Consider the following 24,389-nt stretch of genomic DNA (forward strand, 5'->3'; position numbering starts at 1 on the left):
GACGCCCGCCGCCTTGTCCTGAACGACCCGCAGTGTCCGGATTCCGGATTCCGCCGCGCGGACCCGGAAACGACGATGAAGGGGAAGAGCGGCCTCGGTCCCAACCTGCGCAAGGTGAGCGAATTCTAACTCGCTCCCACCGGCCGCTCCCCCCGCTTCGCGCCGAGGCGCAACAGGTAGCCGTCCGGGTCCTGCACCAGGAACTGCCGCTGCCCCACTTCGATCTCGCCGGCCCGGTACCAGGCATCCTCGACCGCCATGAACAGCGGCCATCCGGCCGCATCGAGCCGGTCGAGGATCGGCTCCACCGCCGCGACCTCGATCTGGAGATTGATCCCCCGTCCCAGCGGCCGGTCCATCGGACCGGTCAGCCAGTGCCGGGCGGCTGGATCGTACTGGTACAGCATCACCTGTGCTCCATCGAGGTCGAGATAGGCGAAGCGGTTCTCCGGCCGGTCATAGGCGATCCGGAAGCCGATCAGGTCGACCCAGAAGCGCAGGCTTCGCCCGAGTTCGGCGACCACGAGTTCCGGAACCAGTCTCGCGCGGGTCAGCGTGTCAGTCATGCCTGCTCCTTTCCCAAGTTACCCGCCGGTTGACCTTAGGCTGCCGATCCGTGACGCTTCCCGCAACGGCGCCCGAGACGTGCGCCGAAGGAAGGGCGAGGCGGCAAGGACCGCCCAGGGAGGGGACATGAGCCTGTACCACAAGCTCGCGGCGCGGGCCGAGGCCGGCCATCCGGTGCGGATCGGGGTGATCGGGGCCGGCAAGTTCGGCTCGATGTTCCTGTCGCAGGCGCCGCGCACGCCGGGTCTGCACGTCGTCGGCATCGCCGATCTCGATCCGCAGCGGGCGCGCGCCGCGCTGGCCCGGGTCGGCTGGCCGGCGGAGCGGTACGAGGCCAACAGCGTCGCCGAGGCGATGCGCCAGGGGACGACCTTCCTCACCGACGATGCCGAGGGCCTGATCGCCGCCGACGGGATCGAGGTGATCGTCGAGGCGACCGGCCATCCGGGCGCCGGCATCCGCCACGCGCTCGCCTGCTGCCGGCACAAGCGCCATATCGTGATGGTCAATGTCGAGGCCGACGCGCTCGCCGGGCCGCTCATCGCCCGCCGGGCGGCGGAGGCCGGCATCGTCTATTCCTTCGCCTATGGCGACCAGCCGGCGCTGATCGCCGAGATCGTCGACTGGGCCCGCACGGCCGGTTTCCGGGTCGTCTGCGCCGGCAAGGGCACCAAGTACCTGCCGGTCTACCACGCCTCGACCCCCGACACGGTCTGGGGCCATTACGGCTTCACGCCCGAGCAGGTGGCCGGCGGCGACTTCAACCCGCAGATGTTCAACTCCTTCCTCGACGGCACCAAGTCGGCGCTGGAGATGGCGGCGGTCGCCAATGCCTGCGACCTGATCCCGCCCCCCGCCGGCCTCGCCTTCCCGGCTTGCGGCGTCGACGACCTGCCGGCCCTGCTCAAGCCCCGATCCGCCGGCGGCATCCTGCCGGTGGACGGCACCGTCGAGGTGGTGTCGTCGCTCGAGCGCGACGGCCGCCCGGTCTTCCGCGACCTGCGCTGGGGCGTCTACGCCACCTTCGAGGCGCCCTCCGACTACGTCCGCAAGTGCTTCTCGGAATACGGCCTGAAGACCGATCCGAGCGGACACTACAGCGCGATGTACAAGCCGTATCACCTGATCGGGCTGGAACTCGGGCTGTCGGTCGCCAGCATCGCGGTCCGGGCTGAGCCGACCGGGACCACGCGGGGCTTCTCCGGCGACGTGGTGGCGACGGCCAAGCGCGACCTGAAGGCCGGCGAGCGCCTCGACGGGGAGGGCGGCTACACGGTCTACGGCCGGCTGATGCCGGCGCGGGATTCCCTGCGCGCCGGCGGCCTGCCGATCGGGCTCGCCCACGGCCTCACCCTCACCCGCCCGGTCGCCGCCGGGACGCCGGTGTCGTGGGACGACGTGGCGTTCTCGGCCGACGACCCGGCGATCCGGTTCCGGCGGGAGATGGAGGAGGTGTTCCGGGGGGAGGTGGGGTGAGGCGCCGGTCGCCCGTCGATCTCTGCCCCTCATGAAGGGCGCGCCCGTGACCCCTCCCCCCTCTGCGGGGGAGGGTGGCGAGCGAAGGCGAGCCGGGAGAGGGGCAGCGCGACGCTGATCGAGGTGGAGCCCGTCATCATGGTCGCGACCTCTCCGGAAGCGTCGTCCCCTCTCCCGCCCGGCTCCGCCGGTCACCCTCCCCCGCAGAGGGGGGGAGGGTTCACGGGCGCGCACTACACCTGGAACTCTGGGTCCACCGGCACCTGCATCCCGGTGACCAGCGCATTGGTCTGGTTCGCCATGCCGATCACCGCCAGCAACTCGCCGTACTGCGCCTCGGTCATGCCCTTCGACCGCGCCGCAGCGGTGTGGGAGTGGATGCAGTAGCTGCACCCATTGGCGGTCGAGACCGCGATGTAGATCAGTTCCTTGGTCAACGGGTCGAGGGCGCCGTCGGCGGCCATGACCTGCTTCAGGTCGGCCCAGGTCCGCTCCAGCACCGCCGGCTGGTTGGCGAGCGCCCGCCAGAAGTTGTTGATGAAGTCCGAGCGGCGCGCCGCCCGGATGTCGGCGAACACCGCCTTGACGCGGGGATCGGCATCCGCCTCCGCGTCGCTCCACAATCTCACGGTCGCCATGCGGGTCCTCCTTCGCGAGGGCGCATGGTCGGCCGGCGCGCGCCCCGCGTCGAGGGCGTCAGCGCCGCGCCGCCGCGTCGAACCCGTCCGGCACCCGGCCCGACGGGGTGGCGAGCGCGTAAGGCCCGCGGGCGAGGAAGCGGCCGGAGCCGGGCTCGGCCAGAACCTGTCCGTCGCGCACCGCGACCTCGCCGCGCCGGATCGTCATCGTCGGCGCGCCCTTGAGGCGCATGCCCTCCCAGGGGGTGTAGTCGATGGCGTGGTGCAGGTCGGCATTGGTGAGGACCCGCTCGGTATCGGGGTTCCACAGCACCAGGTCCGCGTCGGCGCCCGGCGCCAGCGTGCCCTTGCGTCCCGCGAGGCCGAACAGGCGGGCGGCGTTGGTCGAGGTCAGGCGCACGAAGGTCGGCAGGTCGATGCGCCCGGCCGAGACGCCCTCGGAGAACAGCACCGGCAGGCGGGTCTCGATGCCCGGCACCCCGTTCGGGATCGCGTTGAAGGCCGGCATCCCGTCGGGCCGCGCCCCCGCGCCGCCCTGGCCGTAGCCGCTGCTGACCGGATCGCGCTTGGCGGTGGCGAAGGAGAAGCCGCAATGATCGGAGGAGACGACGTCGAGGGTACCCTCGCGGATGCGCGACCAGATCCGCTCCGATTCGCCCGGCGCCCGGAGTGCCGGCGAGCACACCACCTTGGCGCCCTCGAAATCGGGCTTGGCGAGATCGTCGGTCGAGAGGGTGAGGTATTGCGGGCAGGTCTCGCCCCAGACCTTGACGCCGCGGGCGCGGGCCCGGGCGATCTCCTCGGCCGCCTCGTCGCAGGAGACGTGGAAGACCTGGATCGGCTGGTCGACGAGTTCGGCGAGCGCGATGGCGCGGTGCGTCGCCTCGCGCTCGACCACCGGCGGGCGGGCCCAGGCGTGCTGGAGCGGCTCGGTGAGGCCGGCCTCGAGCAGCGCGCGGATGCGCCAGCCGATGGCGTCGTAATTCTCGCAATGCACCGTCACGAAGGCGCCGAGGCGCCGGGCCGTCGCCAGCACCTCGAGGAACTGGCCGTCGGTGAGGCGCAAGGGATCGTAGGTGAGAAACACCTTGAGGCTGCGGATGCCGCGGGCGACCAGCGCCGGCACCTCGCGCTCCAGCACGTCGGGCGTCGGGTCGGTGATGATCTGGTGGAAGCTGTAATCGGCGCGCGAGGCCCGGGCGCTGGCCTCGTAGCCGGTCGCCGTGGCGGCGATCGGGTGGCCCTTCCATTGCGGCACGAAGCAGATGAACGAGGTGGTGCCGCCGGCCAGGGCCGCGGCCGAGCCGCTCGCAAAGCTCTCCTCGTGCACCCCGCCGCCCTCGGACGGCTCCTCGATGTGGCAATGCGGGTCGAGGCCGCCGGGCGTCACGATGAGGCCCTTGGCGTCGATCTCGTCCCGACCGCGCCGGAGGTTTCGGCCGAGTGCCGCGATCACCCCGTCCCGCACCCCGAGATCAGCCTCGAACACCTCCGCCGGGCCGGCAAGGGTCGCCCCGCGCACCACCAGGTCGTAGTCGAAATCATGGCTCGGCATCGCGAAGGCCCTCCCTGTCTTGCCGGGGTGGTGGAACCGCTTGCGCGGGCTGTCAATTCCGGCGCGTGCCGTGATCGGTCCGGGTGCCGGGGGTTTGAGCAGCCGGCCCGTAATTCGGGCACGACCGCAGGTCTTGAGCGGCACTTGACCCAACGGCCGGTTTGACAACGTTTCCGGGCCGACGGACAAGTATCGCACCGCAGAGGTTCCGGCCGCGCTGAGCCGACGGGGATCCCGCCGGCCGCGCGGTATAAGGGCGCCCGCGGCTCACGTGTGGAGGAACCCTCGATGACGATTCGGTTGGATGTCCCGAGCCGGCGCGGCGTGATGCTCGGCGCGGCGGCGGCCGCGGTCACGGCCGGTCTGCCGGGCGCGGCGCAGGCCAAGGCGCCGATGCTGCGCAGCCAGAGCCCCTATTATTACCGCTTCGCCCTCGGCGACGCCGAGGCGACGATGGTCTCCGACGGCACCCTGCCGCTCGGCGACCCCCACGCCAACTTCCTCGGCCTCACCCCGGCCGAGATGGACGCGCAGCTCACCAGCAACTTCCTGCCGCTCACCAACGCGGTGCTGGAGCAGAACATCCTGATCCTCAACACCGGCAGCAAGCTGGTGCTGTTCGACACCGGCATGGGCTCGCTCAAGCTGTTCGGGCCGACCACCGGCAAGCTCCTGACCACGATGCGCCAGGCCGGCATCGACCCGAAGGACATCGACGCGGTGGTGATGAGCCACGCCCATGTCGATCATTGCGGCGGCTGCGTCGCCGATGACGGCACGCCGCACTTCCCCAACGCCCAGTATTACATCTCCCAGGCCGATTTCGACTACTGGACCGATCCCACCAAGGTGCCGGCGGCGTTCGGCGCCTTCCTCGACACCGCGCGCAAGAACCTGCTGCCGATCCGCGATCGGCTGGTCTTCGTCAAGGACGGCCAGGAATTCCTGCCCGGCATCCAGGCCCTGGCGGCCCCGGGCCACAGCGTCGGCCACATGATCTTCATGATCACGTCGGGCCAGCAGACCCTCTGCTACCTCGGCGACCTGACGCACCACCCGGTGCTGCTGATGGAGAAGCCGCTGACCGAGTTCGCCTACGACACCGACCCGAAGCAATCGGCCCAGACCCGGCTGAAGATGCTGACCATGCTGGCGAAGAACCGCATCCCGGTGCTCGCCTACCACTTCGCCTGGCCGGGCGTCGGCCACGTCGCGGAGAACGGGCAGGGCGGGTTCCGGTACTACCCGCAGGCCATGAAGATGGATCTGTAGGGGCGGCTTCAGGGCCGGCGCATCAGATGCCGCCGGCTCACCCCGCCTTGGGCCGCGGCCCGTACGACTTGAACCGCTCCATCGCCTCCGCCACCTCGGCCTCGCTCAGGATGTGCGGCCGGCCGACCTGGAGCGCCACGGCGTATTGCCGGCACAGGGTCTCGAGCTCGACCGCGAGCCACAACGCCTTGGCGAGGCTGGGCCCGGTGGCGATCATGCCGTGGTTGGCGAGCAGGCAGCAGGTGCGGTCCTGCAGCGCCTCCAGCGCCCGCTGCGACAGTTCCTCGGTGCCGAACAGCGCGTAGCCGCCGCAGCGGACGGTCGGCCCGCCGGCGGCGGCGATCATGTAATGGGCCGCCGGGATGTCCTTCCGGCACATCGCGAAGGCGGTGCAGTAGGTCGGGTGGGCGTGGACGATCGCCGCCACGTCGGGGCGGGCCCGCAGGATGTCGCGGTGGAAGCGCCATTCGGAGGAGGGCGGGAGCGGGTGGTCGGCCCGGCCGTCCATCGTCATCGGCACGATGTCGTCGGGCGTCATCTCCTCGTAGGGGAGGCCCGAGGGGGTGATGAGCAGGCCGCCGCCGAACCGGGCCGAGACGTTGCCGGAGGTGCCCTGGTTCAGGCCCTGCGCCGCCATGCTGCGGCAGGTCTCGACGATCGCCGCGCGCAACCCCGCCTCGGTCTCAGCCATGGCTCGTCTCCGCCGGTGACCCTGTCCTCTCGCGAGCCATAGCCTCCTGCCGGCGTCCGAGCCAGAGCCCGTTGAACAGCCAGGCCACCGACAGCGGCACCGCCACGACCGAGAGCGCGGTGGCGCTCAGGCCCAGCCAGGCCACGAGGCCGTAGGACCAGGCGCCGACCTGGTCGCCGAGGCGGTAGACCACCGTGTCGATGAAGGCCTTGGCCTTGTAGCGGTCCTCCCGCGGCAGCACGGTGAACAGCACCTCGCGCACCGGCCGGGCGATGGCGAAGTTGCCGGCTCGGCGCAGCACGCCGAACACCACCACGCTGGCGATGGTGGGGGCGATCGCCAGGAGCCCGAAGCCCAGCGCGCTGACGAGCGGCAGGATCGCCAGGGTGAGCCCGACGCCGAGCCGGCGCACGATCCGCCCGGTGAGGAAGAGCTGCACGCCGAGGGTCAGCACGTTCACCGCGAGGTCGACCGAGGCGAAGAACGCCGTCTGCGAGCCGCGGTCGGGGAAGCTGCGCTTCGCGATGCCGGCCTGCTCGAAATACAGGAAGGTCGAGGTGATCGAGAACAGCAGCAGGAACAGGCTGATGCCGAGGAGATAGGGCGAGCGGAGCGCCCGGCTGATGCCGGCGAACGGGCTGCCGCCGATCGCCTGCGTCGCCGCCCCGGGCTCGCGCGACAGGGCGTCGGAGATCCGCGCCAGCCCCCGCATGCTGATGACGGCGACCTCGAGGAGGGCCGCCGCCGCCAGCAGCAGGAAGGGCGTGGGGACGTCCCGCGCCAGCACCGCGGTGAAGGCCGAGCCGGTGATGGCGCCGAGCGTCGCGCCGGCCGCGATGAAGCCGAACAGCCTCTTGCCCTGCTCGGTGTCGAACACGTCGACGATGGTGGCCCAGAAGATCGAGACCACGAACAGGTTGAAGATCGACAGCCAGACGAAGAACACCCGGCCGATCCACACCGTGTCCTCGGGCCCGGCGCGGAACAGGACCACCGCGAAGACCAGGATGTTGGCGGCAAAGAAGCGGTAGGTGATCGGGATGAAGCGGGCCCGCGGCAGCCGGCGCACCAGCCAGCCGAACGGCACGTTGAGCACCAGCATGCCCACCAGCGTGGCGGTGAACAGCCAGGGCAGGTTCTCGAGCCCGCCGGCGAGCCCCATCTGGTCGCGGATCGGCCGCATCACGTAGTAGGACGAGAGCAGCGCGAAGATGTAGAGCCAGGCCCAGCCCAAGGCCGGCACCTCCTCGGGCCGCACGTCGGTCAGGCGCCGCAGCCAGGCCGGGACCTTCAGGCCGGCCTGCGCCGCCTGCGCGGCAGCGCCCGGAGCAGGGCTCATTCGGCGACCCCGAACGCCTTGCGGGCGTCTGCCGCCGTGGCGTCGTGGCCGAAGCCGGCGCTGCCCATCTGGAACTTCCTCGCCGTGTTGAGGCCGCCGACCACCACCGGCTCGAAGCCGGCGTCGCGCACCAGCGCAGCGGCGACGCCGAGGGCTTGCCTGTCGTCGCCCGCGATCGGCACCGCCATCGGGGCGCCGGCGCGATGGGCGTTCTGGGCGAAGAGCCGGTAATTCGCCGCGTTGAAGGCCCGCACCAGCCGGGCGCCGGGCAGGTACTTGGCCGAGGTGGCGCCGATGCCGGCACTCTCCGCCTCCGCCGCGAGGTCGCCGTCGCGCGCCTTGGTGGCGTTGCCGGCATCGAGCACGATCTTGTCCTTGAGGAGCCCGCGATAGGCCTGGCCGATCTCCGGATAAGCCTTGTAGGGCACCGCGATCAGCACGGCGTCGCCGAACGCCAGCGCCTGCTCGACCGTGCCGGCCCGGGCGAGCGGCCCGAGCTGATCGACGAGGGGCTTCAGGTCGTCCGGGTGACGCGAGGCGAACATCACCGGGTGGCCCGCCTTGACCCACAGGCCCCCGATCGTCCCGCCGATATTGCCGCCGCCGATCACCGCGACCGGGATCTTCGCGTCCAGCGCGAGGGCGGGGCCGGCGGCGAGCGCCAGGGCGAGAGCCCCGACACCCAGCAGCATGCGACGATCACAGGCCATCGATGAACTCCTCCATCTTGCGGCGCTGGCCGGCATCCGGCAGGCGGCCGCTTGCGGCGCCGAGATTGTCCTCGACGTAGCGCACCTGCGCCGTGCCGGGGACCGGGCAGGTCACCGCCTCGTGCGACAGGACGTACTTGAGGAAGAATTGCGGCCAGCTCCTGCAGTCGAACTCGGCGGCCCAGGGCGGCAGCTCGCGGCCGCGCACCAGGGTGAACAGGCGCTCGCGCCCGAACGGCACGTTGACCATCACGGCGATGCCGCGGTCACGCGCCAGCGGCAGGATGCGCTCGGCGGCCTGGCGGGCATCGACCGCGTAATTGACCTGGATCACGTCGAGCTTTTCGGCTCTCATCAGGGCTTCGAGATCGCCGTACTGCTTCTCGGCCCAGGTGGTGGCGCCGATGTAGCGGATGCGCTTTTTGTCCCGCAGCTCGCGCAGGAGCGGCAGCTGCGCCTCCGGGTCGATCAGGTTGTGGACTGCGATCAGGTCGATCCGGTCGGTGCCGAGGCGGCGGAACGACTGCTCGATCTGCGCCTGCCCCGCCTCGCGCCCCTTGGCCGCCACCTTGCTGCACAGGAAGATCTTGTCGCGCAGCTTCGTCTCGGCGAGGATCCGGCCCAGCACCTCCTCGGCCCGGCCGTAATCGGGCGCGGTGTCGATCACCGTGCCGCCCAAGCCGACGAACTTCGCCACCGTCTCGCGCAACGGCGCCATGGCGTCGGAATCCGGCGCCACGTCGTAGCGCCGCGAGGTGCCGATGCCGATCGCCGGCACGGTCTCGCCGGTGGAGGGGATCGGGCGGCGGATCAGCCCGGGCTCTTCCGCCAGAAGCCGGCTCGGGAGAAGGGCGGTTGCCAGGGATCCGGCCAGGACGGCGCGGCGGTGGAGCATCATGCAGGATCCCTTTGGCTCATCAATGCATCGCTGGCGGGAAGCTTAGGGCGCAGCGGGGCGCCTGCCCACGCCGCGCCCGCACACAAACGATTGAGGTCAGCGTCACCCCAGCCGTGCCGGCAGCCGCAGGAATCCCCGGAAGCGCACCCGTTGCGAGCGCTCCGGCACGCCGTCGAGGCGGTAATCCGGGAAGCGGGCGAGGAAGCGCCCGAGCGCGATCCGGCCCTCCAGCCGCGCCACCGCCATGCCGACGCATTGGTGGATGCCGCTGGCGAAGGCGAGGTGGCGGTTGGGGTCGCGGGCGACGGCGAAGGTGTCGGGATCCGGGAACTGCGCGGGATCGCGGTTGGCGGCGCCGATGCAGAGCGTGATCTGGGTGCCGGCCGGGAACTCCGTCCCGCCGAGCGCGAAATCCGTCGTCGCGACGCGGTTGCCGAGCTGGTTCGAGCTCTCGAAGCGCAGAACCTCTTCCACGCCCTTTCGCATCAGGTCGGGCTCGGCGAGGAGCCGCGCCCGCGCGTCCCGATGCTCGGTCAGCAGGTGCAGGCCGTTGCCGATCAGGTTGGTGGTGGTCTCGTGTCCGGCATTGAGGATGAAGATGCAGTTCTGCAGAAGCTCCTCCGGCGACAGCCGCTCGCCGCCGACCTCGCCCTGGATCAGGCGGGTGAGGATGTCCTTCTCGGGGTCGCCCGGCCGGTTGCGGCGCTCCGTGACGAGGCTGTCGAGATAGGCCAGGAAGTCGGTCACCGCCCGGTTGCCGGCCTCCTCGACCGCCGCCGGGAGCACCGGTTCGAGGGCGCCGAGGATCGCCAGCGACCAGTCCCGCAACGGCCCGCGCTCCGTCCGCGGCACGCCGAGCAGGTTGCCGATCACCTCGACGGGGATCGCGGCGGCGAAATCCTCGATCAGGTCGATCCGGCCCCGGGCCTCGGCCGCGTCGAGGAGCCGGTCGACCAGCGCGACGATGCCGGCCTCCATCGCGGCGATCGCCCGCGGCGTCAGGGCGCCGGCGATGATGCGCCGGACCCGGGTGTGGCGCGGCGGATCGTTGAAGACGAGGCTCGTGGTGTGGTGGCGGTAGAGCGGGGAGGGCTCCGCCTCCACGCGGAATTTGGCCCCGAACTCGACGGTCTTGTCCGAGCTGAACGTCGCGGCGTCCTTGTAGACCCGCTCGAGATCCACATGGCGCGAGAGCAGGATCTGCCCGTCCCCCATCCGGTGGACCGGGGCGTGCGCGCGCAGGGCCGCGTAGACCGGGTAGGGGTTCGCGATGAACCCCTCCGGCAGGCGCCGCAGGTCGAATCCTTGCACGAGGGCGGGATCGGCCATCCGGTTCACCCGCGCTCCTTCGGGGCGCAGGCCGGGTTCATCGGCAGGAACGCCTCGCCCTGCGGGATCGTGCGCAGCACCTCGTAGAGGTCCCACGGGCCCTTGGAGGCGGCGGGCTCCTTCGCCCGGTAGAGCACGGGGTCGTAGAGGAGCCGTCCGTCGGCCCGCAACGTGGCGGGGTGGTCGAAGAACGCCACCGGCAGGCTCCGCATCGCGGCGTTGGCCGCCACCGCCTCGTCGGTGCCGGCCTTGTCGACCGCCTTCAGGTAGTGGGTGACGGCCGTGTAGATCAGCGCCTGGTTCTTCGTCGGCATCGCGCCGGTGCGCTCCTGGAAGCGCTTGGCGAAGGCGCGGGACGCCTCGTTCTGGTCCCAGTAGAAGGCCTCCGAGAAGGTCAGGCCGTGGGCGACCGGCAGGCCGAGGCCCTTGATGTCGGTGATGTAGACGAGGAACCCGGTGAGCGTCTGGCGGCCCCCGGTCAGGCCGAACTCGTCGGCCTGCTTGACCGCCTTGGTGAAGTCGTCGCCCACGCTGGCGAAGGCGACCACGTCCGCCCCCGAGCTCTGGGCCTGGAGCAGGAAGGACGAGTAGTCGGCGGTGTTGATCGGGTGGCGCGAGGTGCCCAGCACCTTGCCGCCGAGGGACTCGACGACGGTGGTGGCCTCCTTCTGGAGGGCGTGGCCGAAGGCGTGGTCGACGGTGATGAAGTACCAGGACTTGCCCCCGCGCTCGAAGACGGCCCGGGCGGTGCCGGCGGTGAGCGCGTGGGTGTCGTCGGTCCAGTGCGAGCTGACGGGCGAGCAGGTCTTGGCGGTGAGGTCGGAGGTCGCCGCCGCGGTGATCATCACCGTGCGGTTCTTCTCCCTGGCGACCGCCTGGACGGCGAGCGCGATCGCCGTCACCGGCAGGTCGACGATGGCGTCGACCTTGTCGACGTCGTACCAGCGCCGGGCGAGGCTCGAGGCGACGTCGGGCTTGTTCTGGTGGTCGGCCGAGACGATCTCAACCGGCTTGCCCCGGACGCTGCCGCCGAAATCCCGCGCCGCCATCTCGGCGGCCGCCACCGAGCCGCGCCCGCCGCTATCGGCGTAGGGGCCCGAGAGGTCGGTGAGCACGCCGATCCGCACCACATCGTCGGAGATCTGCGCCGCGGCCGGGCCGGCAAGGGCTCCGGCAAGGGGTCCGACGAGCGCCGCGAGCGTCAGGGCGGCCCCGCCCAGGGCGGTGGTGAAACGGATCATCTCGGCTCCTCCCGGCGCCCGCGTCGTTCCCGCGCGAGGTCGCCTCGTCTTCTTTTCGTGTCGTCACTTCCCTTCACAGCCCATCCGCGCCGGCGAGGCAAGGGCCCGGGTCTCGCCCGGCTCCGGCGCGGTGCCCGGTTCCGAGGAAAAGATGGTACCCGAGGGTCAAGGATGACGGTAATCTGTTCATGCCAGAAGGGCCGTGGACGTAAAACAAGTCATGGTCGTCCCGGCTCGCCGGCCGCCCGGACCGGGAGCGGTGCGTCGCGTCACCGTGGTCCCCGCAGGCCGGAACACCACGCCGTGCTGAAGTCCAGCTCGCTCCGAAAGTCCGGTCATGCTGAAATTCGAGTCATGCTGAAGCCCAAGCCGAGCCTCGATCTCCTCGCCGACCTGCTCGACGGCCTCGATATCGGCCTGTGCGCGTTCGACGCCAGCGACCGGACGCTCGGCTGGAACCAGACCTTCCTGTACCTCTTCCCCGAGCATGACGGCTTCGTCCATGTCGGCGAGCATTACCGCGAAAATCTGCTGCGGTTCTACCGCACCCGCCTGACCTCCGACGAGTTCCGCTACGTCGAGGAATACGTCGCGAGCGGGATCGCCCGCCACCAGGCCCAGAGCCGCCCGTTCGAGTTCGAGCATCGCGGCACCTGGCTGCGGGTCTCGGCCCAGACCATCCCGGGGATCGGCCGGGTGCGGCTGTGGCGGCCGATCACCCGGGAGGCGGCGCCCGCCGCGGCCGCCGCCGCCGCGGAGGCCGCCCGCGGGGCGCCGGACGGCATCGCGGCGGCGAATGCCGACGGGCGCATCGTCTCGGCCAACCGGCAGTTCGGCCAGCTCTACGGCCTGGGCCCGGCCGAGGCGGTCGGCCTGACCCTCGAGGCGGTGGTGGCCCGGGCCTGGCAGGAGGCCGGCGGGGAGGCGCCGGGCCAGCTGCTGGCGCGCTTGCGGGAATCCCTGCTCTTCGCCGGGGCGCCATTCGAGGTGTCGCTGCCGGGTGACCGCTGGACCCGGGTGATCGAGCACGTACGCGAGAGCGGTGCGCGCACGGGCGTGCATTTCGACATCACCGCGCTCAAGCGCGAGCAGGCGGCGTTGCGGGCCGCCGAGGCCGAGGCCTCGCGCCGCGCGAGCCATTTCCGCGGCATCATCGAGCACGCGCCGTCCGGGATGCTGGTGGTCGATGCCGCCGGGATCCTGGTCGAGGCGAACCGTGCCTTCCGCTCCGCCCTCGGGGACGGGACGGGGGGAGGTCTCGTCGGACGGCCCCTCGCCGCCCTGGCGCCGCCCGAGGAGGCGGACCGCCTCGCGGCACTCCTCGCCCGCGCGGCCACGGAGGCCGGACCGATCCCGACCGAGATGCGCTTCCGCCGTCCGGACGGAGCGACGCTCTGGGCCCGGGTCTCGGCGGTGCGCCTCGCCCTGCCGCCCGATCCAGCCTCGCCCCTGCTCCACCCGACCCTGCTCCAGGTCGAGGACGTCACCGCGCGGCGCGAGGCCGAGCGGCGCATCGCCCACATGGCGGACCACGACGCGCTCACCGACCTGCCGAACCGCACCCTGTTCCGCGCCCGCCTCGACGCGCTCCTGGGCGGGGAGGCCTGCGCGATCCTGTGGCTCGACCTCGACCGGTTCAAGGTGGTGAACGACACGCTCGGCCACGCCGCCGGCGACACCCTGCTGTGCGAGGTCGCCCGGCGGATGCGGGCGGTCCTCCGGTCCGAGGACACGCTCGCGCGGCTCGGCGGCGACGAGTTCGCGGTGCTCCTGCCCGGGGCCGATCCCCTGGCGGCCTCGCGGGCGGCCGCCCGCCTCGTCGAGGCGATGCAGGCGCCGGTCACCGTCGCGGGCCGGGCGATGCATGTCGGCGTCAGCATCGGCGTCGTGCTCGCCCCCTGCCACGGCGGCGATGCCGACACCCTGATGGCCCGGGCCGACCGGGCGCTCTACGGCGCCAAGGCTGCGGGCCGCAGCACCTTCCGGCTCTACGATCCGGCGATGGATGCGGCGGTCGCCGAGCGCCACGGCCTCGAGCTCGACCTGCGCCTCGGCCTCGAGCGCGGCGAGTTCGCGCTGCACTACCAGCCGATCGTCACCGCGGCGGAGCGGCGGGTCGTGTGCCGCGAGGCCCTGGTGCGCTGGCACCACCCGACCCGCGGGCTGGTGCCGCCGGCCTCCTTCATCCCGCTCGCCGAGGAGACCGGCCTGATCGACCGCCTCGGCGCCTGGATCCTGCGCCGGGCCTGCCGCGACGCGGCGGCTTGGCCCGACGGCACCCGGGTCGCCGTCAACGTCTCGGCGGCGCAGGTGAGGCACGGGCCGCTGATCGCCGCCGTCCAGGGCGCCCTGCGCGAATCCGGGCTGCGGCCGGACCGGCTCGAGATCGAGATCACCGAGAGCCTGCCGATCGAGGGCGAGGCCGCCGACCTGCTCATGGCTTTGCGCCGCCTCGGGGTGCGGATCGCCCTCGACGATTTCGGCACCGGCTACTCGTCCCTGAGCTACCTGCGCCGCTTCCCCTTCGACACGATCAAGATCGACCGCTCCTTCATCGCCGACATCGCCGATCCCGGCACGGCGGCGATCGTGCGCGCGGTGGTCGGCATCGGGGCGCAGCTCGGCGCGACGATCACCGCCGAGGGCATCGAGACCGAGGACCAGCTCGCGGCGGCGCAGCGGGAGGGCTGTACGGAGGTGCAGGGTTACCTGTTCGGCAAGCCCGTGCCGCTGGAGGCGTGAGCTTCGGATGACGTTACGTCAGAGAGTTCCGGCCCGTGCCTGCCGCGCCCGCCAGGAATCGGGTCGCGAATCCGGCCGGAGTTCCGGTCGGCGAGAAGATTCCCGGTAGACGAACCGGTCTCCTGCGCCTGCCGCGTCAGGCGCCCGGGGAGGCGTTGCGGCGGTTGCACGGCACTGTATTGGTCATGGCCGGCTTGATGGCGCCGCTCCCCCGGGCGGTATCTGACTGTGGTCAATGCCGCCGATTTATGATCCCGGCTACCGGTTCTCGCCGCTATACTGGGGGTGGGGTCGAGAAAGTGAGCGGTCGACCGCGCGCCTTCATCGGGCCTTAAGCTGGAGGGCGCATAGACGGGGTCCCTTGACGTGCGCAGCGATCAGACGAGACCTGTGGGCCCGACGACCGACCTTTCACAGCCGTCCGATGCGTCGCGCGGCCGCTCCTTCCGGATGGTGGTCGCGTCCGCCGGCGTCCTGGCAGCAGCGATCGCGGTCGGCGCCGGGTTGCTCGTGCACGGGCTGCACGGCCAGGCCGTCACGGAGACCGAGCGCAACCTTGCCGGCTTGTCGACCGTGCTTGCCGACCAGGCCGACCGGGCGCTGCAGGCGATCGAGCTGGTCCAGGACAACGTGATCGCCACGTTCCGCAGCGCCAAGGTCGTCACCGAGGCCGATTACGCCGTACAGGCCGGGCAGCAGGCCCTGCACGAGGTGCTGAAGACGCGGATCGGCGCCCTGCCGCAGGTGAACGCCGTGACGGTGATCGACCGGCACGGCAACCTCCTGAACTTCAGCCGCTACTGGCCGATCCCGAAGGTCAACATCGCCGACCGGGACTACTTCAAGGCCCTGTCGGCCGATCCCGCCCTCGATCGCTATATCGGCCGGCCGGTGCAGAACCGCGGCGACGGGGCCTGGACGATCTACATCGCCCGCAAGGTGCGCGCCCCGGACGGCAGCTTCCTCGGCCTCGTGCTCGGCGCCGTCGAGCTTGGCTATTTCGAGCGGCTCTACGGGGCGATCGCGCCGGCCCCCGACTACGTCGTCTCGGTCTTCCGCGACGACGGCACGCTCCTCGTCCGCCATCCCAAGCTCGACGGCGCGGTCGGGCAATCCTTCGCGACCGCCGCGCCCCTGAGGATCACCCGCGCGAGCACGGCGGGCGGCGTGATGCGCACCATCAGCCCGATCGACGGCGAGGACCGGATCTCGGGCGCCAGGGCCCTGGCGCGCTATCCCCTGATCCTCGGCGTCAGCCGCTCCGCGCAGGCGAGCCTCGACGATTGGCGCCAGCAGGCCTGGGTCATCGGCGTCGCCGCCCTGCTGCTCGATCTCGGACTCGCCGGGCTGGTGCTCCTCGGCCTGCGCCAGTTGCGGGCCCAGGCGCGGCTCGCCGAGGCCGAGGCCGCCCGGGCGGCCGCCGAGATGCGGGAGCGCAGTGAGCGGGAGCTCAGCGCCCAGCACGCCCAGTTCGGCATCGCCCTCGACCACATGACCCAGGGGCTATGCCTGTACGATGGCGACGATCGGCTGATCGTGATGAACGACCGCTACGCGCAGATGCACGCGGTGCCGGCGTCCCTGCGCCGGCGGGGCACGCCGGTCGCCGCCCTGCTCGCCCATCTGAGCGCGGACGGCACGCGGGCGGAGCGGCTGGTGGCGGCCTGCGCCCGCATCGCCGCCGGCCGCCGTCCCGAGAGCTTCACCTGCGACCTCGCCGACGGCCGCGCCGTCGCCGTCGTGCACGTGCCGATCCCGGGGGGCGGCTGGATCTGCACCCACGAGGACGTGACCGAACGGCGCCGCGCGGAAGCCCGCATCGCCCACATGGCCGGCCATGACGGCCTGACCGGGCTGCCGAACCGCAGCCGGCTCCAGGAGCGGCTCGACGCCGCGCTGGCCGGCCGGGGCGCCGACGAGGCGGTGAGCGTGCTCTGCCTCGACCTCGACGGCTTCAAGGAGGTCAACGACACCTACGGCCATCCGGTCGGCGACGATCTGCTGCGCCTCGTGGCCCGGCGCCTGCAGGAGGCGGTTGGCGCCACCGCCCTCGTCGCGCGCCTCGGCGGCGACGAGTTCGCGGTCATGCGCTGCGCCCCCTCGCACCCGGCCGGGGTGGCGGCCTTGGCCGAGCGCATCGTCCGGCTCCTGCGGCAGCCGTTCGAGGTCCAGGGCCACGAGGTCGGCATCGGCACCTCGATCGGCCTCGCGCTGACGGAGGACGCCGCCACCACGACCGCCGAGCTGCTGCGCCGGGCCGATGTCGCGCTCTACCAGGCCAAGGCCGCGGGGCGGAACGGCTGGCGCTTCTTCGATCCCGCGATGGATGCGGACCTGCAGCGGCGCCGGCAGCTCGGCGCCGACCTGCGCTGCGCCCTCGCCGCGGGGCAGCTCGACCTCCACTACCAGCCGATCGTCGCCGCCGACGGGGCGGAGGTGCGGGCCTACGAGGCGCTGCTGCGCTGGCGCCACCCGCGCGAGGGCTTCGTCAGCCCGGGCGAGTTCATCCCGATCGCCGAGGCGACCGGGCAGATCCGCCGGCTTGGCGCCTGGGCCCTCGGCCGGGCCTGCATCGACGCCGCCAGCTGGCCGGCCGGGATCAAGGTCGCGGTGAACCTCTCGCCGGCGCAGTTCGTCGGCGATTCCCTCGTCGAGGAGGTCGCGCAGGCGCTGGCGGCGAGCGGCCTGCCGGCCGGGCGGCTCGAGCTCGAGATCACCGAATCGGTGCTGCTCCAGGACGACGAAGCCACCCTGACGGTCCTGCACCGCCTGCGCGCCCTCGGGGTCAGCACCGCGATGGACGATTTCGGCACCGGCTACTCGTCCCTGAGCTACCTGCGCCGCTTCCCCTTCGACAAGATCAAGATCGACCGCAGCTTCGTGGCGAGCCTCGGCAAAGGCGCCGGCGAGGAGGGCGCCAGCGACGAGATCGTCCGCGCCACGGTCGGCCTCGGCAAGGCGCTCGGCATGATCGTGCTGGCGGAGGGCGTCGAGACCGAGGCCCAGGCCGCGCTCCTGCGCGCGGTCGGCTGCGACGAGCTGCAGGGCTACCTGTTCGGCCGGCCCTGCCCGCTCGGGGACTTGCGCGCGGGCATGCCGGGAGGCGGGGCGGTCCGCCCGGTGCGGGCCGTGCCCGATGGGGCGCCTCGGCGCCGGTCGCACGGGTGATTTGCGGGGGACGGCGCGGAGCTGTGCCCGGCCCCCGCGTGAAACGATGTCGGGTGGCGCCTGCGTGCGGTGGACGAACGGGCCGTCGGCCCTCATCCTCCGCTCGCCTTCCGCGTCGCTGCGTTCATGCGGGAGAGGGTGACGGCCGGCTTATCCTGACCGAGCCGTGATGTCAGACATGCCGGCCCGGCATCCTATGGGGCCCGCCCTCACAATCCCCCATCCTGGAACCGGTACCAGGCCACCACCGCCGAGGCGTAGAGCCGGTGCAGCCCGTGCAGCGGCAGGGGCGTGATCGGGGTCGGGGCGATCGGCAGGGCGTCGCCGTCGCCGCCGGCGATGTACCGGGCGATCGCCTGGCCCATGCGGGTCTGGAGGCCGACGCCACGGCCCTGGCAGCCGATATCGATCAGCAGGCCGGGCTCGGGCGCGTGCAGGTGGGGCAGGTAGTCCCGGGTGACCGCGACCCGGCCGCACCAGCGATGGTCGAAGCCGATGCCGGCGAGCTGCGGGAACAGCTTCGGGACGATCCGCTCCAGATGCGCCCAGTCGGCGGCGCCCTTCGGCTCGCGGAACGGCCCGCGCCCGCCGAGCAGCAGCCGGCCGGTATGGTCGAGACGGAAATACAGCAGCAGCTTGCGGGTGTCGGACGAGACCTGGCCCTCGGGGAGGACGCTGCGGCGCAGGTTGTCCGAGAGCGGGGTCGTGGCGACCTGGAAGGAATTGGCCGCGATGATGGTCCGGCGGAGGTTCGGCCACAGCTCGCCCGAATAGCCGTTGGTGCAGAGCACCACCCGCTCGGTGGTCAGGCTCGGGCCCGATGCGGTCCGCACCGTCCAGGTCTCACCCTGGCGGGACAAGCCGGTCACCGGGGTGTCGGTGTGGATCCGGGCGCCGGCCGCGAGCGCCGCACGCGCGAGGCCGCGGGCGTAGGAGAGCGGCTGCACCGCGCCGCCGCGCCCGTCGAGCCAGCCGCCGCGATAGCGCTCGCTGCCGATCAGCCGGCCGGCCTCGTCCTTGTCGAGGAGGCGGGTCGGCGCCCCGCGCCGCGCCCATTGCTCGGCCCGCTTCTCGGCCTGGGCCAGCCCCTCGGCGGTGTGGGCGCCCTGGATCCAGCCGGTGCGGGTGTGGGGCACGTCCATCCGGTGCTTCGCGATCAGGTCGAACACCGCGTCGGCGGTGCCGGCCCCGAAGGCGGCGAGGCGCTCGCCGCGCTCGGGCCCGAACATCCGCACCAGTTCGTCGGGATCGTGCTTGAGGCCCGGGATCACCTGGCCGCCGTTGCGGCCCGACCCGCCGAAGCCGATCTCGCGCGCCTCCAGCACCACCGGCCTCAGCCCGGCTTCGGCGAGGTGGAGCGCCGTCGACAGGCCGCAGAAGCCGCCGCCGATCACCACCACGTCGGCCCGGCCGGACTCGGTCAGCGGCGCGGTCGCGGGCGCCGGCGACGCGGTGGTGGCCCAGAGGGCGGGCCCGAGGGGGAAGGGTTCGGTCATCGACGCACTCGTCACAGCGGGTTCAGCACCCGTCTCAGGAAATCCTGGGTGCGGGGCTGTTGCGGCCGGCCCAGCACCTCGCGGGCGGCGCCCTGCTCAACGATCACGCCGCCGTCGAGGAACAGCACCCGGTCGGCGACCTCGCGGGCAAAGCCCATCTCGTGGGTGACGACGACCATCGTCATGCCCTCCTCGGCGAGCTGACGCATCGTGCCCAGCACCTCGCCGACGAGCTCCGGATCGAGGGCCGAGGTCGGCTCGTCGAACAGGATCGCCTCGGGCCGCATCGCGAGCGCCCGGGCGATGGCAACCCGCTGCTGCTGGCCGCCGGAGAGCTGCGGCGGGTGCGCCGCCTCCTTGCCGGCGAGGCCGACCCGGGCGAGCAGCGCCCGGCCGCGCTCGGTCGCCTCCTTCCGGTCCTCGCCCTTCACGTAGATCGGCCCCTCGATGACGTTCTCGAGCGCCGTGCGGTGCGGGAACAGGTTGAAGCGCTGGAACACCATCGAGACCTCGACCCGGACGGCCCGGATCGAGCGGTCGGACCGGTCGACCGTGCGGCCATTCACCGTGATCGTGCCGGCATCGTAGGATTCGAGCCCGTTGATGCAGCGCAGCACCGTCGACTTGCCCGAGCCCGACGGCCCGATCACGCAGACCACCTCGCCCTTCGAGACCTGGGCGGTGATGCCCTTGAGGACGGCGAGCGCCCCGTAGGACTTGCGGACGTCGTCGAGCACGATCATCGCCGGCCCGCCTGCTTCTCGAAGTGGCGCACGATCAGGATCAGCGGCAGGCTCAGGGTCAGGTACATCAGGGCGACGAGGGTGAAGACGCTGGTGTTCTTGAACGTCGCCGAGGCGATGAGCTTGCCCTGGAGGGCGAGCTCCGCCACCGTGATGGTCGAGGCCTGCGAGGAATCCTTCAGCATCATGATCATCACGTTGCCGAAGGGCGGCAGGGCGGTGCGGAAGGCCTGCGGCAGCAGCACCCGCCGCATGGTCAGCCCCCAGCCCATGCCGATGGTCTGCGCCGCCTCGACCTGGCCCTTGTCGATCGCCTCGATGGCGGCGCGGAAGTTCTCGGCCTGGTAGGCCGAGTAGGCGAGGCCCAGGCCCAGCACGCCGGCCTGCACCGCCGTGAGCGATACCCCGTAATCCGGCAGCACGAAGTAGATGTAGAACAGCTGCACGATGATCGGGATGCCCCGGATCACGTTGATGAAGGTCGCGGCGAAGAACGAGAGGGCGCGCACGCCCGAGACCCGCATCATCGCCCAGACCAGGCCCAGGGCGGTCGAGACCACGAGCGAGCCCGCCGTGATCAGGACCGTCAGCCACACGCCCTGGAGCAGGATCGGAACGAACTCGCGGGCGTCGGCGAGAAAACTGTCCATGGGACGGCGCGTCCGGTCAGGACGGGTTCACGGAGGGCTGCAGGCCCCACTTCTCCAGGATCTTGGCGAGTTCCCCGCTCTCCTTGATCTTGGCAAGGCCGGCGTTGATCTTGGCGAGCAACGCCGTGTCGTCCTTGCGCACGCCGATGCCGACCGAGCCGACGACCACCGGCTTGTACGACGCGACCAGATGGGCGTTGGGGAAGTTGCCGCTCTTGAGGTTGTAGGCGATAATCGGCGCATCGGCGAACACCGCCTTGACCCGGCCGGCATTCACGTCCCGCAGCATGTCGGGGAAGGTGTCGTAGACCTTCACCTCGCCGAACTCGCCCGACTTCTTGAGCGCGTCGACGAAGGCGGTGCCGACCTGGGCGCCCACCGTCTCGCCCTTGAGGTCGGCAAACGCCGTGTAGGCCTTGGTGTCGGCCTTCGGCACCACCAGCCCCTCGCCGTAGGTGTAGACCGGGTCGGAGAACGCGATCACCTCCTTGCGCGGCGGCGTGATGAACATCGCGGCCGAGATCACGTCGATCTTCTTCGCCGTGAGCGCCGCGATCAGGGTCGAGAACTGGAACGGCTCGATCTGGACCGAGAAGCCCGCCTGCTTGCCGATGGCGGTGATCACGTCCACCATCACGCCCTGGATGGTGTTGGTCTTTGTGTCGAGGAAGGTGAAGGGGACGCCCGTCGGGGTTGAGCCGACCCGGACCGTCTCCTGCGCCAGGGCCGGGCGGGCCAGGCCTGAGCCCGCGAGCAGCACCAGGGCCGCGCCCGCGGCCAGAACCAGACGCCTCATCATCCTCTGCTCCCCCTGGAGGTGGTCCGCGGCGCGCCGCCCCAACCCGATAAATTTCATTGACATGAACATCAGGCCATAATTCGCTGCGTCACGCAATCAAATTTCATGCACATGAAACAGGCGGCAGACGGATCACCAAACGAGCAGGACGCGGCCGAGGCGATGACGGCCGGTCCCGCCGCCGACCGGGCGGTCGGGCAGCGCCTGCGCGGCTTGCGGCAGGCGCGCGGCCTGTCGCTGAAGGCGGTGGCGGGGCGGACCGGACTGTCGATCGGCTATCTCAGCCAGGTCGAGCGCGGCCTGTCCTCGCCGTCGCTGCGGGCGCTGACCCGGGTCGCCGACCTCCTCGGGGTCGGCCTCGGCGCCCTGTTCGGCGGGCCGGAGGAGCCGGCCGCCGACGGGATCGTCACCCGGGCCGGAGCGCGGGCGGCGCTCACCCTCTGGCGCGCCGGCATCACCAAGCAGTTGCTGACGCGGGGCGACGGCAGCCTGAGCCTGTTCCAGATGCAGCTCGCGCCGCTCGCCGGCACCGGCGACGAACCCCTGGTCCATGACGGCGAGGAGGCCGGGCTGGTGATGGAGGGCGCCCTCGTCCTCACGGTCGAGGGGGTGATGGCGGAGCTCGGGCCCGGCGACAGCTTCCGCTTCGCCAGCCGGCGCCCGCACCGCTACCGCAACCCGTCCCCCGACCGGCCGACCGTGGTCCTCTGGGTCAACGCCGTGCCGAAACCGTGACGCACCGGCGGAACCCCCCTCCCATGCAAGAATTCGCGCTCCGGTTTTACGATGTGTGAAGGACGCTCGGGGAGGGTGTCCGCCGACGGGACCGGAGCGGCATGATGACCAGGCAGAGCGGGTGCGGGCAGTGCAGGAGCGGCGAGCCGCTGCCCTTCGCCTTCACGATGGCGTTCCACCCGATCGTCGATGTCGCGACAGGCGGCGTGTGGGGTTACGAGGCGCTGGTGCGCGGCACCGAGGGCCAGGGGGCCGGATACATCCTCGGCCAAGTCAACGACGACAACCGCTACCGCTTCGACCAGGCCTGCCGCACCAAGGCGATCGAGCTGGCCGGCGGGTTGTTTCCGGCCGGCGACGTGCGGCTGTCGATCAACTTCCTGCCGAACGCGGTCTACGAGCCGGCGGCCTGCATCCGCGCCACCCTGGAGGCGGCGCGGCGGATCGGCTTCGCGCATCAGCGGATCATGTTCGAGTTCACCGAGAACGAGCGCATGACCGACGTGGCCCACGTCCAGCGCATCGTCGCCGATTACCGCCAGCGCGGCTTCCTCACCGCTCTGGACGATTTCGGCGCCGGCTATGCGGGCCTCGGCCTGCTGGCGCGGTTCCAGCCCGACCTGATCAAGCTCGACATGGAGCTGATCCGCGGCATCGCCGAGTCGCCGGCCCGGCAGGTGATCGTGTCGGGGGTGATCGGCATCGCCCGGGCGCTCGGCGTCGCGGTGATCGCGGAAGGCGTCGAGACGGCGGAGGAGCTCGCCGCCCTGCGCGAGGCCGGCATCACCCTGTTCCAGGGCTACCTGTTCGCCCGGCCGGCGGTGGCGGCTTTGCCGGAGCTGAGCCTGCCGGAGGCGCGGCGGGCGGCGTGACGCGGCAGGGCCGGTCGGTCTCGGCGCGGCGACCGGGGCCTTCACGGAGCGGTCCGTGTCCCGTCCGGTCGCCTGGCGATGCGGACGGTGCCTTGCCGGAGAGGACGGTGACGGGTCGGGCTTGGCGAATCCCCCGGGGCGGACCACCGTCCGGTCGGGCTGTTCGGCGACCGACGCCGTCGTGAGCGGCGCGGGCGTCCGCTTCGACCCGGTCGGACCGCCTTGTTCGAGACTTTGCTCAACCGCGTGCGCGAGAACGCGCCGCAGGCGCGTCGCTGCCTCGATTGAGGCCCCTCTGATACCGCCGCGCCTTCGAACGGGCGCCGGCGCTGATGCGCCGGATGCCTTGGCATCGACGTGTCGACGCCAAGGCGCGAGGGTATGAGACGGCGCTTGCCGTCGAGCGTCAGATCTCGGGTCGAGATCCGATCGGTTCGATCATGGAGAGGGCCGCTTTCGGCCGAAGCTGTGAAAAAATGCGGATGTCGTAGACAGATCTATTCTCGTACATCTTAGGAACCTGGCGGCATCTTTGCCGCCTTTCAGGGTGCTCGGACGGCTGCTGCGCAGAGGATTGTTGTACACCTTCGGGTACGTCCGAGTTTTCACGCGGCCTGGGAATCAGTACGGGCCCCGGACGGTCCGCTTCTCGGCTCTCGATGAGGCCGAGGTCTGCAGCCGGTTGGGGGTTGCAGTCTGACGGCTTTAGGGCAGGATCGCGATCGAAGCAGACGTTGACCGCCCCATGGACAAGCATCGCAACGCCGACGAGGTGCGTGCCTTCCACGCGAGGCTTATGGCCGTCGCCAGCGGCTCCGATGATCCGCGGCTCGAACGTGCCTTCGAAATCGTTCCACGAGAGGCTTTTCTCGGTGCCGGGCCATGGAAGATCATGGTCAACGAGCGATACGTCGAAACACCGAGCGCCAATCCGATCTTCGTCTACCAGAACTGCCTCGTTGCCCTCGATGCCGCCAAGGGGATCAACAACGGCGAACCATTCCTGCACGCGCGCTGGATCGGAGCGGTCGCTCCAAAAAAGGGGGAGACCCTCGTCCACATTGGAGCGGGAGCCGGATATTATACCGCTCTCCTGTCGATGCTGGCCCTGCCGAACGGACGCGTGCACGCCTTCGAGATCGAACCGGCGCTGGCACGCCGCGCATTCGACAACCTCGCGCCGTTCGAGGGCGTGACTGTCGTGCAGGGGGATGCAACGGAACTGCCCCTGCCGGATTGCGACGTGATCTACGTCAATGCCGGCGTCGTCTCACCGCCCGGTCGGTGGTTGAAGGCGCTACGGCCCGGCGGGCGGATCGTCTTTCCTTGGCGCCCATCGAAGCAGCTAGTGCATTGACGCATTCAGAGGATTCACAGGGGGCATGAGGCATGCGAGTCTGAGGCATGGCTCAGACTGTCTGTGTGATCCCCAGCGCCGCCGACCTGACGCGCCTGTCCGCTATCGTCG

General features: G+C 71.2%; 20 protein-coding genes. 7 read left to right on the top strand and 13 right to left on the bottom strand.

The genetic code is table 11. From position 1 onward, the window contains the following. Nucleotides 1-125 precede the first annotated feature (125 nt). Nucleotides 126-566 (bottom strand): bleomycin resistance protein, encoded by a 441-nt coding sequence (locus FF100_RS31225; protein ID WP_139039932.1) that lies wholly within the window; start codon nucleotides 564-566, stop codon nucleotides 126-128. A 127-nt stretch (nucleotides 567-693) separates the two neighbouring features. Here FF100_RS31225 and FF100_RS31230 point away from each other — a divergent pair, with 127 nt between their 5' ends. Next, complete coding sequence (locus FF100_RS31230; protein ID WP_139039933.1) at nucleotides 694-2,043, top strand: NAD(P)H-dependent oxidoreductase; 1,350 nt, start codon at nucleotides 694-696, stop codon at nucleotides 2,041-2,043. 233 nt (nucleotides 2,044-2,276) lie between these two features. Here FF100_RS31230 and FF100_RS31235 read toward each other — a convergent pair whose 3' ends face one another. Beyond that, entirely contained in the window at nucleotides 2,277-2,681 is a 405-nt protein-coding gene (locus FF100_RS31235) for a carboxymuconolactone decarboxylase family protein (RefSeq protein WP_139039934.1), read from the bottom strand. Between the two features lie 58 nt (nucleotides 2,682-2,739). After that, the gene (gene hydA, locus FF100_RS31240) at nucleotides 2,740-4,236 is read right to left on the bottom strand and encodes a dihydropyrimidinase (protein WP_139039935.1); all 1,497 of its coding nucleotides are present in this window, start codon (nucleotides 4,234-4,236) and stop codon (nucleotides 2,740-2,742) included. 288 nt (nucleotides 4,237-4,524) lie between these two features. Here hydA and FF100_RS31245 point away from each other — a divergent pair, with 288 nt between their 5' ends. Next, nucleotides 4,525-5,508 carry an MBL fold metallo-hydrolase gene (locus FF100_RS31245; protein ID WP_246102585.1) on the top strand — a complete coding sequence of 328 codons (984 nt, stop codon included), beginning with the start codon at nucleotides 4,525-4,527 and terminating at the stop codon, nucleotides 5,506-5,508. A gap of 37 nt (nucleotides 5,509-5,545) precedes the next feature. On the opposite strand, the gene FF100_RS31250 is transcribed toward FF100_RS31245, so the two are convergent. The 6 genes from FF100_RS31250 to FF100_RS31275 form a co-directional block, all read right to left on the bottom strand. After that, nucleotides 5,546-6,199, bottom strand: coding sequence for a class II aldolase/adducin family protein (locus FF100_RS31250; protein WP_139039936.1), 654 nt, complete (start codon nucleotides 6,197-6,199; stop codon nucleotides 5,546-5,548). Next, the gene (locus FF100_RS31255; RefSeq protein ID WP_139039937.1) at nucleotides 6,192-7,538 is read right to left on the bottom strand and encodes an NTP/NDP exchange transporter; all 1,347 of its coding nucleotides are present in this window, start codon (nucleotides 7,536-7,538) and stop codon (nucleotides 6,192-6,194) included. The genes FF100_RS31250 and FF100_RS31255 overlap by 8 nt, the downstream gene beginning before the upstream one ends. Further along, nucleotides 7,535-8,248, bottom strand: coding sequence for an NADPH-dependent F420 reductase (locus tag FF100_RS31260; protein ID WP_139039938.1), 714 nt, complete (start codon nucleotides 8,246-8,248; stop codon nucleotides 7,535-7,537). Before FF100_RS31260 ends, FF100_RS31255 begins: the two co-directional genes overlap by 4 nt. Then, on the bottom strand, nucleotides 8,238-9,146 hold the full coding sequence (locus tag FF100_RS31265) for an aldo/keto reductase (protein ID WP_139039939.1): 909 nt from the start codon (nucleotides 9,144-9,146) through the stop codon (nucleotides 8,238-8,240). The genes FF100_RS31260 and FF100_RS31265 overlap by 11 nt, the downstream gene beginning before the upstream one ends. A 102-nt stretch (nucleotides 9,147-9,248) precedes the next feature. Continuing rightward, nucleotides 9,249-10,475 (bottom strand): cytochrome P450, encoded by a 1,227-nt coding sequence (locus tag FF100_RS31270; protein ID WP_139039940.1) that lies wholly within the window; start codon nucleotides 10,473-10,475, stop codon nucleotides 9,249-9,251. Between the two features lie 5 nt (nucleotides 10,476-10,480). After that, complete coding sequence (locus FF100_RS31275; RefSeq protein ID WP_139039941.1) at nucleotides 10,481-11,716, bottom strand: ABC transporter substrate-binding protein; 1,236 nt, start codon at nucleotides 11,714-11,716, stop codon at nucleotides 10,481-10,483. Between the two features lie 354 nt (nucleotides 11,717-12,070). On the opposite strand from FF100_RS31275, the gene FF100_RS31280 reads away from it, so the two are divergent. After that, nucleotides 12,071-14,458, top strand: a complete 2,388-nt coding sequence (locus FF100_RS31280; protein ID WP_171070403.1) for an EAL domain-containing protein — start codon at nucleotides 12,071-12,073, stop codon at nucleotides 14,456-14,458. Nucleotides 14,459-14,908: 450 nt separating this feature from the next. Then, the gene (locus FF100_RS31285) at nucleotides 14,909-17,626 is read left to right on the top strand and encodes a bifunctional diguanylate cyclase/phosphodiesterase (RefSeq protein ID WP_139039943.1); all 2,718 of its coding nucleotides are present in this window, start codon (nucleotides 14,909-14,911) and stop codon (nucleotides 17,624-17,626) included. A gap of 209 nt (nucleotides 17,627-17,835) precedes the next feature. Here FF100_RS31285 and FF100_RS31290 read toward each other — a convergent pair whose 3' ends face one another. Genes FF100_RS31290 through FF100_RS31305 form a run of 4 tightly spaced genes read right to left on the bottom strand, consistent with a single transcriptional unit; the run spans nucleotide 17,836 to nucleotide 21,311 of the window. Further along, nucleotides 17,836-19,122: an NAD(P)/FAD-dependent oxidoreductase gene (locus FF100_RS31290; protein ID WP_139039944.1), complete on the bottom strand. Its 1,287-nt coding sequence runs from the start codon at nucleotides 19,120-19,122 to the stop codon at nucleotides 17,836-17,838. An 11-nt stretch (nucleotides 19,123-19,133) separates the two neighbouring features. After that, entirely contained in the window at nucleotides 19,134-19,865 is a 732-nt protein-coding gene (locus tag FF100_RS31295) for an amino acid ABC transporter ATP-binding protein (protein WP_139039945.1), read from the bottom strand. Next, nucleotides 19,862-20,515: an amino acid ABC transporter permease gene (locus FF100_RS31300; RefSeq protein ID WP_139039946.1), complete on the bottom strand. Its 654-nt coding sequence runs from the start codon at nucleotides 20,513-20,515 to the stop codon at nucleotides 19,862-19,864. Before FF100_RS31300 ends, FF100_RS31295 begins: the two co-directional genes overlap by 4 nt. 16 nt (nucleotides 20,516-20,531) lie before the next feature. Beyond that, nucleotides 20,532-21,311, bottom strand: a complete 780-nt coding sequence (locus tag FF100_RS31305) for an ABC transporter substrate-binding protein (RefSeq protein ID WP_139039953.1) — start codon at nucleotides 21,309-21,311, stop codon at nucleotides 20,532-20,534. A gap of 165 nt (nucleotides 21,312-21,476) precedes the next feature. Here FF100_RS31305 and FF100_RS31310 point away from each other — a divergent pair, with 165 nt between their 5' ends. From FF100_RS31310 to FF100_RS31320, 3 genes are all read left to right on the top strand, one after another. Next, on the top strand, nucleotides 21,477-22,049 hold the full coding sequence (locus FF100_RS31310; RefSeq protein ID WP_246102586.1) for a cupin domain-containing protein: 573 nt from the start codon (nucleotides 21,477-21,479) through the stop codon (nucleotides 22,047-22,049). Nucleotides 22,050-22,153: 104 nt separating this feature from the next. Next, the gene (locus tag FF100_RS31315; RefSeq protein WP_139039948.1) at nucleotides 22,154-22,921 is read left to right on the top strand and encodes an EAL domain-containing protein; all 768 of its coding nucleotides are present in this window, start codon (nucleotides 22,154-22,156) and stop codon (nucleotides 22,919-22,921) included. Nucleotides 22,922-23,666: 745 nt separating this feature from the next. Next, nucleotides 23,667-24,278: a protein-L-isoaspartate O-methyltransferase family protein gene (locus FF100_RS31320; RefSeq protein WP_139039949.1), complete on the top strand. Its 612-nt coding sequence runs from the start codon at nucleotides 23,667-23,669 to the stop codon at nucleotides 24,276-24,278. Nucleotides 24,279-24,389: the final 111 nt, after the last annotated feature.

The organism is Methylobacterium terricola, from assembly GCF_006151805.1.
Classification (GTDB): domain Bacteria; phylum Pseudomonadota; class Alphaproteobacteria; order Rhizobiales; family Beijerinckiaceae; genus Methylobacterium; species Methylobacterium terricola.

Coding starts and splice junctions, on each gene's coding strand:
- FF100_RS31225 (WP_139039932.1), bottom strand. CDS start 566: ATGACTGACACGCTGACCCGCGCGAGACTGGTTCCGGAACTCGTGGTC.
- FF100_RS31230 (WP_139039933.1), top strand. CDS start 694: ATGAGCCTGTACCACAAGCTCGCGGCGCGGGCCGAGGCCGGCCATCCG.
- FF100_RS31235 (WP_139039934.1), bottom strand. CDS start 2,681: ATGGCGACCGTGAGATTGTGGAGCGACGCGGAGGCGGATGCCGATCCC.
- hydA (WP_139039935.1), bottom strand. CDS start 4,236: ATGCCGAGCCATGATTTCGACTACGACCTGGTGGTGCGCGGGGCGACC.
- FF100_RS31245 (WP_246102585.1), top strand. CDS start 4,525: ATGACGATTCGGTTGGATGTCCCGAGCCGGCGCGGCGTGATGCTCGGC.
- FF100_RS31250 (WP_139039936.1), bottom strand. CDS start 6,199: ATGGCTGAGACCGAGGCGGGGTTGCGCGCGGCGATCGTCGAGACCTGC.
- FF100_RS31255 (WP_139039937.1), bottom strand. CDS start 7,538: ATGAGCCCTGCTCCGGGCGCTGCCGCGCAGGCGGCGCAGGCCGGCCTG.
- FF100_RS31260 (WP_139039938.1), bottom strand. CDS start 8,248: ATGGCCTGTGATCGTCGCATGCTGCTGGGTGTCGGGGCTCTCGCCCTG.
- FF100_RS31265 (WP_139039939.1), bottom strand. CDS start 9,146: ATGATGCTCCACCGCCGCGCCGTCCTGGCCGGATCCCTGGCAACCGCC.
- FF100_RS31270 (WP_139039940.1), bottom strand. CDS start 10,475: ATGGCCGATCCCGCCCTCGTGCAAGGATTCGACCTGCGGCGCCTGCCG.
- FF100_RS31275 (WP_139039941.1), bottom strand. CDS start 11,716: ATGATCCGTTTCACCACCGCCCTGGGCGGGGCCGCCCTGACGCTCGCG.
- FF100_RS31280 (WP_171070403.1), top strand. CDS start 12,071: ATGCTGAAGCCCAAGCCGAGCCTCGATCTCCTCGCCGACCTGCTCGAC.
- FF100_RS31285 (WP_139039943.1), top strand. CDS start 14,909: ATGGTGGTCGCGTCCGCCGGCGTCCTGGCAGCAGCGATCGCGGTCGGC.
- FF100_RS31290 (WP_139039944.1), bottom strand. CDS start 19,122: ATGACCGAACCCTTCCCCCTCGGGCCCGCCCTCTGGGCCACCACCGCG.
- FF100_RS31295 (WP_139039945.1), bottom strand. CDS start 19,865: ATGATCGTGCTCGACGACGTCCGCAAGTCCTACGGGGCGCTCGCCGTC.
- FF100_RS31300 (WP_139039946.1), bottom strand. CDS start 20,515: ATGGACAGTTTTCTCGCCGACGCCCGCGAGTTCGTTCCGATCCTGCTC.
- FF100_RS31305 (WP_139039953.1), bottom strand. CDS start 21,311: ATGAGGCGTCTGGTTCTGGCCGCGGGCGCGGCCCTGGTGCTGCTCGCG.
- FF100_RS31310 (WP_246102586.1), top strand. CDS start 21,477: ATGACGGCCGGTCCCGCCGCCGACCGGGCGGTCGGGCAGCGCCTGCGC.
- FF100_RS31315 (WP_139039948.1), top strand. CDS start 22,154: ATGACCAGGCAGAGCGGGTGCGGGCAGTGCAGGAGCGGCGAGCCGCTG.
- FF100_RS31320 (WP_139039949.1), top strand. CDS start 23,667: ATGGACAAGCATCGCAACGCCGACGAGGTGCGTGCCTTCCACGCGAGG.